A 14210-nucleotide genomic window follows, 5' to 3' on the forward strand; every position below is an offset into this window, starting at 1 on the left:
CCGATGGCCTGAAATATAATCTGACTGTCCAGACATTTTCTACAGAACGTCTTTACTTTAAGGCAATTACCGCCGAAAACCAGATGAGAATTTATAGTTGTCATTTTGTTTTACTTTTTCTGTTAATTTTTAATCAAACTAACAAGACAAAGATGCGATTACTTACAAAAGACAATACTGTACGTAAATGACAACAATAGGGGGATTTACGTCATTTCATTCCACACTACGAAAAACAAGCAAAATCGAAGGCTTGCAAAACTAAAGAACTTTGATTGCCCTTAGCCTGACAGCTTTTCACCTAACAAAAAAACTCTAAAAAAAACAAATCCGACAACCCCAAAACCTTGGGATTATCGGATTTACAATATTTAATTAGCTATGCTTTATTTTGAATACTCCAAATTATCTTGTGGTATATCCTCCATTAGCAAAAATAGTTTGCCCGGTTACCCACCAGCCATCGGTCACTAAAAACTCAACTAAAGGAGCAATGTCTTTGATGTCCGTAAGTCCTCCTAAATCCGAAGCCTGTTTGTGATAAGCCACTGCATCAGCACTTTCCTGACCATAGAAGAATGGTGTATCCATAGGTCCCGGAGCGACAGCTGTAACAGAAATACCTCGCGAACCAAATTCCTTTGAAGCCGCTCTCGTAAAGTGCTCTACCGGAGCTTTTGCCCCTGCATAAGTAGAATAATATCCTGTAAATGCTGCCAGTAAGGAAGTAACAATCGTATTAATTTTACCATTGTCATTCAATTTTTTACCCGCTTCCTGTATAAAAAAATAGGCTACTTTTGAGTTGATATCACTCATACTGTCGTATTCTTCTTCGGTAGTCTCTGCAAAAGGTTTCTTTAGCACTTTCCCAACAGTATTAATAGCGATATCAACACCTCCGAACTTAGCAATTGCAGCATCAAACAACTTGGTAATATTTTTCACCTCAGTAAGATCGGCCTGAAACAAAAATGCTTCTCCTCCGGCATTTTCAATATCTGCCAAAGTCTTTTCCGCATCTGCCTTTGTGTTTTCGCTGTTGTAATGAATGACAACTTTTGCACCTTTAGCTGCAAAATTACGACTTAACAAACCTCCTAAGTTTTTTGCACCACCTGCAATTAAAACCACTTTCCCTTTCAAATTGTTTCTTGCCATTGTATCTAATTTTAAATTAATAACGTAAAGATGACAAAACAGCTCGTTTATTTCGTGGTGAACTTTTCGGAAATTTTATTTTTGATTTTCCGCTCTGAACTGTCCTGGTGTCTGCCCAACAAATTTTTTGAAGAATTTAGAAAAATTTGATGGGTCGTAGGTTAGTGTTCTGGCAACTTCAGAAACAGATTTATCGGTGTGGGCAAGCATTCTTTTTGCTTCTTCTATAATTTTTAAATCGTAAAAGTAACAAGGATGGTTTCCGGTTTCTTTTTGAACGGTATCGGTCAAATGTTTATGAGAAACAAACAACGCACTTGCTATTTGGTTGATTTCCATAAAGTCGGCGCCATTTCCCAAAAGGACCTCCGCAATATGTGTATCCAAAAAAAGGAAATACTTTTCAGTGATTTCCTTACTTCTTTTTACTATGTTTTGATTCATTTCACTCATTATCCAACACTTATAAAACAAAATTTAAATTCGTTTTACTTCAACAATCATTTATGGTGAATCCAACTGCCTATTTAATTCCTAATCTCGATTTCAGTTTCAGGAATAATAGGCCAATTTTATACGCGTCTTCTGCAGACGAATTTCTATCGCTTTTCGGAATTTTGAATATTTCACTTAAATCGTCCAAAGAAAACTGTTTGTCATTAATATCCATCAATTTTCGGTACATCATATCGATATCCAGCGCTTCATTTTTTAATCTTCCACAATCCAGACGTTCTAATGCTGCATTCAACATTTCGATATCAAAATTAATATGATGTCCAACCAGAACTGAGTTTCCTATAAAATTGATTAAAGCTTCTATCGCATCAGGTTCCGGCATCTTCATCATTTTGCTTTCGATGATAAACTCATTAGAAAGTCCGTTATCCTGTAAAAATTTGTACTGCAGCAAAACAGCTTCAAAATTGTCTTTAATCACAATGCTGTCATCCGTAACCGAAAATGCACCTAAAGATAAAATAACATCTTTATTCGGATTTAAACCTGAAGTTTCTGTAGATAACACCACAAATCTGTTTGGTTTAACTTCAAATTTCGTTAAGTATTCCTTCCAAAAATCAGGATACTCTTTATTGATATTTTTAATCCAGTCTAGCATACTTATGAGAATTGTGTAAGTTGAAATTTACTCTTAATTAATTCCTCAAGGTCTTTCATTGGGGTTAAGGCATTTTTTAACTTTTCTTTGTCTGTTTTGGACATTTCCCTCAAATTGATATATTGTCCGGAATCGTCATTTTTCAAACCTTCAACAGTTCTAAATTTAGACAAAGTTAGAAAAGCTTCAGCACAGCTTAAATAAATCTCTGCATTTTTAGAATCTGTAATCGCTAATTGTTTAAATCTCAAATAAGTATTTTTAATTCCCTTTATATTAGCATTCAAAATCAGCAAACGAGCTGAATCAATTAAAGGCATTAATGCACGGGTTTTAATATCAAATTTTGTTTTATGTGGTCCTTCTTCTTCAATAATAAACTTTTTGAAAAAGCTTAATGGAGAATTGCGTTTTAAAGCATCATTCCCTAAGAAATCAAAAAACAAAGTATTGTTTACGGCATTCTTAAAGATTACGTTTTCGATCACTTCTTCAATTTTTGGTTCTCCAAAAACAATCTCATAATCAAAGAAAATACTGCTCAAATCATTACTGTTTTCACCTGGAGTATTCATCCAGCTATTATACTGTTTTGTCCAGTCTGTCAACGACTTACACCAAAGCATATTACTCCCCATATGTCCGTTTGGACAAAGTTCGTAACCCACTTTTTCTAAGATGGAAGTTGCTCTTTTAGCCAGTCTTAAAAAGTAATCTTTTACCTCTCTGTACTTGTCCGGTGCTACGTCTTCAAAAATCAGAATACTGTCCTGATCTGTAAGCAAAAGCTGCTCTTTACGTCCCTGACTACCAATACTTAACCACGCAAAACGAGCAGGAGGGGAGCCTAAATCTAAAATAGACAGCTCGACAGCACGTTTAATAATAGCCAGATTAATTTCGCTTGCGATGTTACTGACATGAGAAATTGGAATATTTTTTTGGATTGAATTCTGAATCAAATCAGACAAACGATCACGGATTTGTTTTAGATCTTTTGGTAATTGAGAACGTTTTACTTCCTTAATCAAAACACCAGGATTACTGGCCTGAGCCACAATTAGATCGTGCTCGGAAATAATTCCTTTTACAGCAGATTTACTTGTGCCGTCTTTGGTAACACATAAATGAGTAACATTATGTTTCAACATTAATAATTGTGCTTCAGCCAAAGAAACATTTTCAATAACCGTAACCACCGGCGAAGACATAATCTTATCAATGGTTTCAGTGATAGGATAACGGCCAGTCGCAATTTTAGAAGATAAATCCGCGTTGGTTACAATACCAATTGGATTGTTTTTTTCACAGATCACAATATTGTCTACCAATGATTCGGTCATCAAAATAGCAACATCTTTGATAATGTGATTGGATTCAGTTGTTAAAGGCGAATTATTGTAAGCCAAAGACTGAATGTACTGCATTTCAGATTGCTGATCTACATAAAAAGCAGTATCAGAAATCAATTTTCCGTTGGAATGTACATTGTCCTTTGCATGTCTTGAATTTACAGCAAAGCTTTCCAGCAGAAAATTCAACACATCCGAATTATTCGCTACGAATGGTCTGAAAACTGCAATTGGAATAGCATAGATAATACTTTCTTCACGAGCTTTAGCCGTCATCATATAGTTATTTTTGGCAAAAAACGGACGCAAGCCAAAAATATCTCCTTCATGACATTTGTTTATAATAGTTTCCTCGGCATCAGCAATTGTGGTCAGATTTACAATACCTGAAGCAACAACATAAAAGCTGTCATGAAGCAGGTCATTGTTTTGAAATAATACTGCATGTTTTTCTAAATTGATCACACGAATGTTAGTTGCAATATCTGATAATTCCTGAAAAGTTAAATTATCAAATGGCGGGTATTCTTTTAAAAAATCTGCAATATGCTCAGCAATTGTATTCATACGGTTGATATTTTTTTTAAAGTATCGAATGTAAAAATAAGAAAATTATGTCTTAGAATGAAAGCATCCCATACAGAATATAATTATTTTAAAGAAACCTTAAATATAACCATTTTAAAGCTTCTAAAACAGCTCATTATAATTTTGAAACTCAATTTAAATTAGTTATTGATATGGATTGGTGAAAGTACAGGCACAGAGTAGCACTGAGAATCGATTCTTTTGCATTAGAATAATCTTTATCGAAAATATTCGAAGGATAATGAATCACAGTAGAACAATTCTCTAAATTTTCTATTTTACATAATATAAATTATAGGTCAAAATACATACACTAGATAATCGCTAATATATTGACGTTTAAAGCCTTTGTTGGTTCTTTAATGAATTGCTTTGTTGTCATACTGTAATACTTATTAGTAAATATTGCAAACATTCAGAAACTAAAATTTCAATATCATGCTAAGCTCCGCTTGCTGAGATTCTCATAAAATATAATTTTGAAATTTATTTTTCAAATACTACGAAATTGCATTCATAATGTTCAACAAGATTATTAGCTAAACTTGCAAATTCTATAAAACTTAATTTATAGCCTGTGATACGTCTTTAAGAATATCATGCTAATTTCCATTTGCTGAGATTCTCGTAAAATATTATTTTGAAATTTATTTTTCAAATACAGCAAATTTCAACACATAATGATCGGCAAGATTATTAGCTAAACTTGCAAATTCTATAAAACTTAATTTTAGCCTGTGATGCGTCTTAAGAATATCATGCTAATTTCCGTTTGCTGACATTCTCGTAAAAAATTATTTTGAATATTATTTTCCAAATAAGGCCTTTATACGTCCTTTAAAAATTTATCATTTCTTTCTTTTATTTTTTGAAGCATTTTGTCATGTGTAATTATTCGACCAGCGTTAATGTCATTTTTAGCTTGTTCAATTTCCTTTATAAATTCCAGCATATAAAATTCATCAGGACAAAGAATTTTGGCAATTTCCAGGATTTCATCCGGCGTAAAGGATTTAGTCTTCAACTTTCTATAAAATATAGATCTTGAAATTCCAACTTTTTCAATTGCGTAATTCTTTTTATACGTCGATTTATCTATTAATTCATAAATTTCGTTTACTACTTCCTTATAAATCAGAATTTCTTTTATCATAATAATTTTGCTTTTTCTATTTTACATAATATTATTCTCTTCCACTTCACGATTAAGAGTTGCTAAAAATTTATCTTTGCTTTTCTCTGTTGTTTTCGTCTTAGCAATTTTTATATTACTAAGTGCGACAAGACTTACTTAGTAATCAAACCTTATACAAGATGCTTTATACCGCAAAAAGCATAATTTAGAAACAACAATAACCAGCCTACCTATTGGTGTAAACATGTGGGATTTGATTATCGATACATTAATATTTACAATCGAAAAACTGGTAATTATATTTCTCGACAATACTTCAATAATTATATAATATATAAGCCTTTGTATTAAGTTACAAAGGCTTATTTTTTTTTATAAAGTAATATTCAATTCGTTTCTAAAATAATCTTTCCAAAAGTCAACTACTTTTGTTATCTCTTCATCAAAGAAAAGTTTGCTATTGTCTGTTAAAATTATTTCGAGTCTGCTAACTTCAAATTCTTCCATGGAAAAATCAGATGGGTCAAATTCTCCCTCATATAAATATGCAGATTGTATTCCAGCTTTTGGATGGCTTGTATCTCCATGTTTACTAGAATTTGCTAAATCATGCATTATTTTTAATGAATTGCAATTAGGATAAAGAGTTCCACGAAAACTACCTAAATCATCTATATTATGAGTTGTTTGAAATTCTTTATGAACCCAGTCTGTTAAATGCCACGCTTCGATAGCAATTTGTAAAGCTTTCTCTGAAGAATCAGGGTCTTCCGTAAACTTATCATGTAAGAAGATTAAATGTTTTAATTTTTTCTCGGAAGAGTCTTGGTCAAAAAGGTATGCTGGCATAGTTATTTTTTTTGCAATTTATAACTTTTTAATGGTATAATTATTTATTCTTTTATAGCAATTGCCACGATAGAACAATAGGAATTAATAAAAAAAGTTAATTCCTTGTTTCAATACCATGCAAATCCCGTTTGCTGAGATTCTCGTAAAATATTAAATACTTTTACAGATGACGCACAAGTAAACTTCAACTGTATATTTTTAAACACATAGAAACATAGATTCGATGTCTATAAAAGAGTATTACAAGAAACATGTTTCTTACACATAGTAGTCTCTGTGTGTTTTAAATAAGTGAAACGCCTTTTTTGAGACTTAAAATCTATGTTTCTAGGTGGTAAATGAGTTAAGAGTATTATCTTTTTCTACTCGTACAATTTGGTTAGAACTGTATCTTTGGGAACTAAATCGTCACCGCCTCTTTTTGAGAATTGTAAAACATCATCCTTTGCAAATAAAACGGCACCTGCGGAACCGTCTTTGCCTTTAATGGTAATTTGAGCTTTTTCGCCAAGCGCGTATACATTACCGGTAACTTCCATAACGCCGCTGACAAATTTCTGATTGTCGCTCGTAATCTCAGCCGTTCCGAATATTTTATTATTGGATTGCGCCATATTAATTTTCAGGACATATTCTTTGCTGCAGGTTTTACAATTTTCAGTGCTCCAGGTTCCGGTAAATCGATTGGTTTGCGAATAGGACGCTATAGCAACAATCATTAATAAGAATACGAAAATTTTCTTCATTTTGATTTAAAAGTATTTGTAATTCAATCAGCTTCAAATATAAAACAAAAAAGCATTCACCGTAGCGAATGCTTTTGTTTGATTTCAATTTTTAGTCTAAAATCTATTGTTTTAGTTTTGTTTTATCTTTTTCAGGTAAACTGGTTTTCCGTTCAGCGATACGCTAATTTCATTGTTTTTTTCATTGAAAGTAGTTCGCAGCGCATTTCCTTTAAAAATGGTGACGTCTCCGTAGACTTTTCCGGTTTCATCAGATACGTATTCAAACAGCAATTTTTTGTTATCCGGTTCAAGTCCGATTTTGTAGCTTGAAAATTTTGAAGTGGTTAAATCAAACTCCTGATGCGTGTCAATAATATTGCCATCTGCATAAAAATTGGTAACGGTTTTGTTTAAAGTAATGTCCGGGTAATATTTGTTTACTTTTTGCAGTAATGCGTACTGCTCTACATTTGCCTCTTCTTTTTTGGACGTAATGGTTTGTGCAAATGAAATTGTGGTAAAAATAAGCGCGAATACTAAAATGTAATTTTTCATAATTTTTGATTTAAGATTAGTGTTAATAATGCTTTTTTATAGTTCAATTAATGCGTAACCTAATCAAACGTTTTATTAAAAAACGTTTAAATTACACTACAAGATATGAAATCTTTACCTTTGCAAAAAATGAAAAGCAATTTTTTAAGAAAATGACAACAAAAAAATACATTACCCTTATCCTTATTTTAGGTTCTTTAACAGCACTCGGCCCATTTTCAATAGACATGTATCTTCCTGGTTTCTCTGGTATAGCAAAGGATTTGCATACTTCGGTAGCAAAAGTATCCATGAGTTTATCCAGTTATTTTATCGGAATCTCAGCAGGACAATTATTATACGGACCATTATTGGATCGTTTTGGCCGAAAAAAACCTTTGTTTATAGGTTTGATGGTTTATATTCTGGCTTCTTTGGGATGTATTTATGTAACTAATATTGATTCGTTTATCCTTTTACGATTTGTTCAGGCCATTGGTAGTTGCGCTGCCACAGTGGCTTCTGTAGCGATGGTTCGTGATTTATTTCCCGTAAAAGACATTCCAAAAGTATTCTCTTTATTGATGCTTGTGGTTGGGCTTTCTCCTATGCTGGCACCAACAATTGGAGGTTATGTAACAGAAGATTATGGCTGGCATACCGTATTTTTTATCCTAATGTGTATGGGAATTGCTATATTAATTGCATCACAAATTGGTTTACCAAATACTTATAAACCTGATACCTCAATATCTTTAAAGCCAAAACCGATTATCACTAATTTTATCAGCGTTTTTAAGGAGCCACAATTTTACACCTATGCCTTTACTGGTGCAATCGCTTTTTCGGGCTTATTTTCATACGTTGCGGCCTCGCCTATCATTTTCATGGATATCTACCACGTTGATGCCAAGACTTACGGTTGGATTTTTGCTTTTATGTCGTTAAGCTTTATCGGTTCAAGTCAGTTAAACTCCTTATTATTGAAGAAATATTCAAGTGAACAGATGATTTTTGGGGCACTAATATCGCAGTCTGTTATTAGTATCCTTTTTCTAATTCTAGCTTTAAATGACCTTTTGGGATTGTATGAAATTATAGGAATGTTGTTTTTATTCCTGGCTTGTCTGGGAATTTCGAATCCAAATACTGCCGGACTTACCTTGGCGCCTTTCGCTAAAAACACAGGAAGTGCGTCAGCATTAATGGGGGCTATTCAGTTGGGTATTGGGGCTTTGGCTTCGTTTGCTGTTGGAGTTTTCGTTAAAGATTCTGTAGCTCCAATGGTAGCTATTATGACCATCACTACTCTTACAGCTTTTGTCTTTTTAAACATCAGCAAACGTTCTATCAAACAAAAAGTAGAATTGTCTTCGGAAGACGATATTGCGATTGGTCACTAATAAAGATATTTTGAATTGTCATTTCGACGAAGGAGAAATCACACTAGAAACTCCGCAAAGTAATTCGCCAATCTTTGTCGAGCCACTAGTGTGATTTCTCCTTTCAGTCGAAATGACAAGACTGCATAAAAAAGCCAGAATTTAATAATTCTGGCTTTTTTATGCTCCATTAAATACTCCAACTTCATTTGAATTTGAAATTTAAAAAATTGGGATTTATTTTCTAAGATCTTTTATCCGGTCTGATAATCATTCTCAAAGATTGATCTCTGGCAAAATAAGCGACCATCCAGTTCCAGAATGTATTTAATCTGTTTCTGTAAGTGATTAGAGATATCAGGTGGATAAACAGCCAGATAATCCAGGCAAAGAATCCTTTAAAATGCCATTTTGGACTTGGTAAATCTACAACAGCTTTATTTTTTCCAATAATAGCCATAGAACCTTTGTCATTGTACATAAATGCTTTTAAAGGTTTGTTTTGGACCATTGCTTTAAAGTTTTTAGCCAAATTTAATCCTTGCTGAATAGCGACCTGCGCTACTTGCGGATGTCCGTCCGGGAAATTTTTATCACCGGCTGTGATGGCTGTGTCACCAATAGCGTAAACATTTGTCAAACCATCAACTTTATTGTATTCATCTGTTGCCATTCGTTTTCCACGACCATAGCTTTCTGCTGGGATTCCTTCAAAAGTTTTAGCAGAAACTCCGGCTGCCCAAATCAGATTTTTGGTTTTAATGGTCTCGCCGTTAGCGAAATGAACAGTATCATCAACATAGTCAACAACACGTGTTTGAAGTTTTACCACAACACCAAGTTTGGTAAGTGCATCCAGAGTATCCTCCTGAGAAGCTTTACTCATAGGTGAGAGGAGTGCGTCTCCCCCATCGACTAAATACACATTACTGGCTGATGTTTCTAATTCCGGATATTCTTTTAATAGAATACTTTTGCGCATTTCGGCAAACATTCCCGATACTTCCACACCTGTTGGTCCTCCTCCCGCTACAACAATGGTTAACAATTTGCGTCGTTTGCGCATGTCTTTGGTAATTGCTGCTTTTTCAAGGTTTTTAAGCAGTGCATTACGCATTTCGATGGCGTCGTTTAGCGTTTTCATCGGAATGGCGTTTTTCATTACATTTTCCATTCCAAAATAACTGGTTTCAGCACCGGTTGCAAAAACTAAATGATCGTATGTTAATTCTCCGTTGTTCAGGATAATTTTATTCTCGGCCGGAACCACAGAAAGCAGTTCTCCTAAACGAAACTGAAGATTCTTTTTACCAGCAAAGAATTTTCTAAACGGATAACTGATACTTGAGGGCTCTAAAAAAGCTGTGGCAACCTGATATATAAGTGGTGGAAAAAAGTTATAATTGTTCTTGTCTACAAGTGTTACCTGTATCTGAGGATGGTTAACAAGCTCTTTTGCAAGATTGATTCCTGCAAAACCACCTCCTATGATGACTATCTTCATATATGCTGTATATTAACTGGGATTATAGTGAAATTACCTTATAAATATACGACATAAATTAGCAAAGTTAATCGGCCGGAATATTACTTTTTGAATTTTTTAACAGGTTTTTCGGTGACTTCAACTTTGTTCTGTAAAACATAACTGGCCATCAGTTTTTCAATTAGTTCGTCTTTAGTCAGATGATGAAAAACGGTCTTTACCTTCGTTTTCAGATCGCTTGACATATCATAATTGGGCTTTGTTTTAAAAATTTGCTTGGCCCATAAAAGCATATTGTTTTCTTCAAGACTTAAAGCCGACGGTTTTTGGAATTTGGTAAATTTAATTCCTAATTCTGCTTCAAATTCCGGAATTTCTGCTACTTCTTCCTCCTGTAAAACAGTTAGTGAAAGCCCCTTCGCTCCTGCCCTTGCCGTTCTTCCGCTTCGGTGAACGTAGTTTTCATAAGTGTCAGGTAAGTGATAATTCACAACATAAGAAATCTCTTTTACATCAATTCCTCTGGCTGCCAAATCTGTAGCCACTAATATATTGATATGTCCTTCACGAAATTGCTCCATAATTCTGTCACGTATTCCTTGTGACAAACTGCCGTGAAGTGCTCCAGAAGAAAAACGATTGATCGCTAAATTCTTCGCCAATTTATTGACTGCTGCTTTGGTTTTACAGAAAATAATACCGCGTTCTCCCTCTTTTGAATTCAGGAAATGCATTAAAACATCCAGTTTTTCAATGGGATCCACTACAATATATTCGTGATCAATTCCTTGATTACCTGCAGTTTCCATATTGGCGCTAACCTGAACTACATTTTTATTCAAATAGTTCTGAATCAGTTGTTTGATTGTTCCCGGTAAAGTAGCCGAAAACAATAAAGTACGGTGTTTTTTAGGAAGTTCCGCAATGATCTCGTCCAAACTTTCTTTAAGTATCGAAACCATTTCATCGGCTTCATCCAGCACTAAATAAGAAGTTTGTTTTAAATCAATCGCTTTGCGCTGAATTAAATCAATTAAACGTCCCGGTGTAGCCACCACTATTTGTGTAGGCTGTGTTAATCGCTCAATTTGTGGTTTTATTGGAATTCCTCCACAAATTGAAGCAATAGAAATATTTGGAATATGTTTTCCAAAATCTTCTAAATTTCTAAAGATTTGCTGTCCAAGTTCTCTTGTTGGAACTAAGATGACAGCCTGAACAACAGGAGATTTAGTATCCACTAACTGCAGTAACGGCAATCCGAAAGCTGCGGTTTTACCGGTTCCTGTTTTGGCTAAACCAACTACATCCTGAGTTTCAGCCAGAAGTAATGGAATTGTTTTTTGTTGAATTTCTGTTGGTTCAACAATATTCAATTCGCCTAATGCTTTTAAAATTGGTGCTGAAATTCCTAATGATGAGAATTGTTTAGACATACTTTTTATTTTAGAGTTCTGATTTTAGATTTTTGATTCCTGCTACAGATTACTCGGATTAAAATGATTTTTTAGAACCTTTAGTTCTTTATTTTGTCATTTCGACGAAGGAGAAATCACATCCAATATTCGACAAACTTTGTGTAATACCAGTGCGATTTCTCCTTCGTCGAAATGACATATTGTAACTTTGATTTCGCTCAACGCGAAAACCTGAAACAAAATTTTTCTATTCGTCCGGTTCGTTCATGATTTTTTCACGATACTTCTTACCTATTAATAACGTCAGGTTCTTTTTATAATCGTCAAGAAGCCATTCGCGGTAATTTTTACTACACTGACTCAAACATTTTGCAAAACGTTTGATACGGCATTCTATATCATCATCAAGTTCTTTTCCTAATGATTTTGCTTCTTGCAGCGTTTCTGTATTGTCCACACACATGGAAGCATGTTGTTCTAATGATTTGTCTAAAACCACTTTTGAACGTAAATTTTGTTTGATAATTAACTTATGTTCTTCATCAACATCAAAAGTTACATCGGCAGTTTTACTGAATTTAGCACGTAATTCCGGAGGCATACTGTATTTAAAGTACATTTCAATCTCAGTATCATCGCGAAGATTCTCTAAATAAAATTCCGGCGATTTAAAGATGTGCTGCCAGTTTACCGGCTCACTCCATAAACCAAAACGCGCTGCATTATTACCTAGGTCGATTACTGTAAATTCGTCTTTTCCGGGTAATTTACGGGACCCACGACCAATCATCTGATAGTATAAAGTTAATGATTTAGTCGCTCTGTTTAAGATAATTGTTTCAACTGTTGGTTCATCAAAACCTGTTGTTAAGATTCCCACAGAAGTCAGAATCGCATCCGGTGTTTTTTTGAACCATTGTAAAATATCCTTACGCTCTTCTGAGCTGCTGGTGTTATCAAGGTGTCTGATGTCATAACCCGCTTCTCTAAATGTTTCATAAACATATAACGAAGTGTGGATACCATTATTAAAAATCAGGGTCTTTTTACCTATTGAACGTTCTGTATAAGCATGCAGTAATTTTTCCTGCATAATAGTATTGGTGTACAAATCATCAGATGATTTTACGGTATAATCTCCGTTAATACCTACTTTAAGAGAGGTTAATCCAACATCATAACTATAGGTAGTTGCACGAGCCAAAAATCCCTTGTCAATCAATGAACTAATGGTATCACCCACAATAAGTTCATTGTAACTCTGGTGCATCGGTAATTTTATATTTGAACTCAAAGGCGTCGCTGTTACTCCAAGAATAAAAGCATTTTTGAATGAGTTTAACAGCTTTCGGAATGAGTTGTAATGCGCCTCATCAATAATAACCAAACCGATATTATCTAAATGTAATTTTTCGTCATTGATACGGTTTTTCAAAGTCTCGACCATGGCCACAAAACAAGAGAAATCGTTTTGATCCGGTAATTCTTTTACTTTACTGTTAATGATTTTATTGGAAACACCAAACCCTTTCAGCATTTTTGAGGTTTGCTTACAAAGTTCGATACGGTGTGTCAGGACCACCACTTTTTTATCATTATTAGCTAAATAACGACGAACGATTTCGGAAAAAATCACAGTTTTTCCACCACCAGTAGGCAATTGATATAATAAATGATGTTTCGGAGGAGCGTTGTCTAAACGATCAAAAATGGCATCAATATCGCCTTTTTGATATGCATAAAGTTCTTTTTTCTCTTCTCTTTCTATTTCTAAAGTGTTTTGAGACATTGTTTATTTTTGGATTTTTGCAAAAATACACCGAAAAAACAGTTTTTCACTTTATTTTAACCTAAAATAAATGTTTTTTTTAAATAAGATTTTTTATGAGAATCGATTTATTAGTCGATTTTCTCTAAAATTGCCTCGAAATCGTACCTATTTATCCATATTTGTTGAAGAGTTTCTTGTTGAATGGTGACGATTCGTTCTTTAAAATCCGGTAAAATTCCATTGGAAATCGAAAAATTCACTGCCTGTTCAAAGGAATTGAAGATGCTTTTACAGAATAATTCCTGTTTAACCGGATTTTGAGACGAATAAGTTTGTGCTATTTCTATATTGTAAAGCATGATATCAGCAACCACAAAAGGATCAACTCCCAATAAAATAAAATGTTTGATGTATTTCTGCGCTACTGAACGTCGCAATTTTGCTTTCGGACGTTTTCTGGCTCCTGCTTTTTTGATCGGAAAATATTCGTGTGAAATCTTTACTTTACATTCCTGCAACAGTTTATCTTCTTTAGGATTAAAGACAAAATCGTAATACACTTTTACAGGACTAAACTTTTCATACAATTCGATAATTTGCTCTTCGAGCTGTTCCTTATCTAATTCGGCAAGATATTTTTTTAAATCGCGTTTACTCATTATCAAAGTTTAAGATTACAAAAG

The 14210-nt window shown here is 33.9% G+C and carries 13 protein-coding genes; 1 reads left to right on the forward strand and 12 read right to left on the reverse strand.

The genetic code is table 11. The features are described from left to right. Positions 1-405: 405 nt before the first annotated feature. The 8 genes from LNQ34_RS19785 to LNQ34_RS19820 form a co-directional block, all read right to left on the reverse strand. Positions 406-1161, reverse strand: a complete 756-nt coding sequence (locus tag LNQ34_RS19785; protein ID WP_202704291.1) for an SDR family oxidoreductase — start codon at positions 1159-1161, stop codon at positions 406-408. A gap of 75 nt (positions 1162-1236) precedes the next feature. Beyond that, on the reverse strand, positions 1237-1614 hold the full coding sequence (locus tag LNQ34_RS19790) for a helix-turn-helix domain-containing protein (RefSeq protein WP_230000968.1): 378 nt from the start codon (positions 1612-1614) through the stop codon (positions 1237-1239). Between the two features lie 70 nt (positions 1615-1684). After that, positions 1685-2281, reverse strand: coding sequence for a 3'-5' exonuclease (locus LNQ34_RS19795; RefSeq protein ID WP_017497471.1), 597 nt, complete (start codon positions 2279-2281; stop codon positions 1685-1687). 2 nt (positions 2282-2283) lie between these two features. Next, the gene (locus LNQ34_RS19800; protein ID WP_202704295.1) at positions 2284-4200 is read right to left on the reverse strand and encodes a DUF294 nucleotidyltransferase-like domain-containing protein; all 1917 of its coding nucleotides are present in this window, start codon (positions 4198-4200) and stop codon (positions 2284-2286) included. 847 nt (positions 4201-5047) lie between these two features. Next, positions 5048-5374: a hypothetical protein gene (locus LNQ34_RS19805; RefSeq protein ID WP_230000969.1), complete on the reverse strand. Its 327-nt coding sequence runs from the start codon at positions 5372-5374 to the stop codon at positions 5048-5050. Between the two features lie 354 nt (positions 5375-5728). Further along, on the reverse strand, positions 5729-6205 hold the full coding sequence (locus LNQ34_RS19810) for a hypothetical protein (protein ID WP_230000970.1): 477 nt from the start codon (positions 6203-6205) through the stop codon (positions 5729-5731). Between the two features lie 365 nt (positions 6206-6570). After that, a complete protein-coding gene (locus LNQ34_RS19815; protein WP_230000971.1) occupies positions 6571-6954 on the reverse strand; it encodes a hypothetical protein in 384 nt (127 codons plus the stop codon). 111 nt (positions 6955-7065) lie between these two features. Then, on the reverse strand, positions 7066-7491 hold the full coding sequence (locus tag LNQ34_RS19820; protein ID WP_017497466.1) for a hypothetical protein: 426 nt from the start codon (positions 7489-7491) through the stop codon (positions 7066-7068). 152 nt (positions 7492-7643) lie between these two features. Between LNQ34_RS19820 and LNQ34_RS19825 the strand changes: the two genes are divergently transcribed. Beyond that, entirely contained in the window at positions 7644-8873 is a 1230-nt protein-coding gene (locus LNQ34_RS19825; RefSeq protein ID WP_230000972.1) for a multidrug effflux MFS transporter, read from the forward strand. Between the two features lie 223 nt (positions 8874-9096). Here LNQ34_RS19825 and LNQ34_RS19830 read toward each other — a convergent pair whose 3' ends face one another. The 4 genes from LNQ34_RS19830 to LNQ34_RS19845 all read right to left on the reverse strand — a co-directional run bounded on the left by LNQ34_RS19830 (position 9097) and on the right by LNQ34_RS19845 (position 14186). Next, positions 9097-10356, reverse strand: coding sequence for an NAD(P)/FAD-dependent oxidoreductase (locus LNQ34_RS19830; RefSeq protein WP_230000973.1), 1260 nt, complete (start codon positions 10354-10356; stop codon positions 9097-9099). An 83-nt stretch (positions 10357-10439) separates the two neighbouring features. Beyond that, positions 10440-11774, reverse strand: a complete 1335-nt coding sequence (locus tag LNQ34_RS19835; RefSeq protein WP_230000974.1) for a DEAD/DEAH box helicase — start codon at positions 11772-11774, stop codon at positions 10440-10442. 229 nt (positions 11775-12003) lie between these two features. Then, entirely contained in the window at positions 12004-13545 is a 1542-nt protein-coding gene (locus LNQ34_RS19840) for a DEAD/DEAH box helicase (RefSeq protein ID WP_017498295.1), read from the reverse strand. A 110-nt stretch (positions 13546-13655) separates the two neighbouring features. Then, positions 13656-14186 carry a DUF6155 family protein gene (locus tag LNQ34_RS19845; RefSeq protein WP_230000975.1) on the reverse strand — a complete coding sequence of 177 codons (531 nt, stop codon included), beginning with the start codon at positions 14184-14186 and terminating at the stop codon, positions 13656-13658. Between the last annotated feature and the right edge of the window lie 24 nt (positions 14187-14210).

It is taken from the genome of Flavobacterium lipolyticum, assembly GCF_020905335.1.
Taxonomy (GTDB): Bacteria; Bacteroidota; Bacteroidia; order Flavobacteriales; family Flavobacteriaceae; genus Flavobacterium; species Flavobacterium lipolyticum.

Bases quoted from the DNA above. Each gene is read 5' to 3' on its own strand.
- LNQ34_RS19840 (WP_017498295.1), bottom strand. From the start codon at position 13,545: ATGTCTCAAAACACTTTAGAAATAGAAAGAGAAGAGAAAAAAGAACTT.
- LNQ34_RS19795 (WP_017497471.1), bottom strand. From the start codon at position 2,281: ATGCTAGACTGGATTAAAAATATCAATAAAGAGTATCCTGATTTTTGG.
- LNQ34_RS19820 (WP_017497466.1), bottom strand. From the start codon at position 7,491: ATGAAAAATTACATTTTAGTATTCGCGCTTATTTTTACCACAATTTCA.
- LNQ34_RS19825 (WP_230000972.1), top strand. From the start codon at position 7,644: ATGACAACAAAAAAATACATTACCCTTATCCTTATTTTAGGTTCTTTA.
- LNQ34_RS19815 (WP_230000971.1), bottom strand. From the start codon at position 6,954: ATGAAGAAAATTTTCGTATTCTTATTAATGATTGTTGCTATAGCGTCC.
- LNQ34_RS19790 (WP_230000968.1), bottom strand. From the start codon at position 1,614: ATGAGTGAAATGAATCAAAACATAGTAAAAAGAAGTAAGGAAATCACT.
- LNQ34_RS19810 (WP_230000970.1), bottom strand. From the start codon at position 6,205: ATGCCAGCATACCTTTTTGACCAAGACTCTTCCGAGAAAAAATTAAAA.
- LNQ34_RS19785 (WP_202704291.1), bottom strand. From the start codon at position 1,161: ATGGCAAGAAACAATTTGAAAGGGAAAGTGGTTTTAATTGCAGGTGGT.
- LNQ34_RS19845 (WP_230000975.1), bottom strand. From the start codon at position 14,186: ATGAGTAAACGCGATTTAAAAAAATATCTTGCCGAATTAGATAAGGAA.
- LNQ34_RS19805 (WP_230000969.1), bottom strand. From the start codon at position 5,374: ATGATAAAAGAAATTCTGATTTATAAGGAAGTAGTAAACGAAATTTAT.
- LNQ34_RS19800 (WP_202704295.1), bottom strand. From the start codon at position 4,200: ATGAATACAATTGCTGAGCATATTGCAGATTTTTTAAAAGAATACCCG.
- LNQ34_RS19830 (WP_230000973.1), bottom strand. From the start codon at position 10,356: ATGAAGATAGTCATCATAGGAGGTGGTTTTGCAGGAATCAATCTTGCA.
- LNQ34_RS19835 (WP_230000974.1), bottom strand. From the start codon at position 11,774: ATGTCTAAACAATTCTCATCATTAGGAATTTCAGCACCAATTTTAAAA.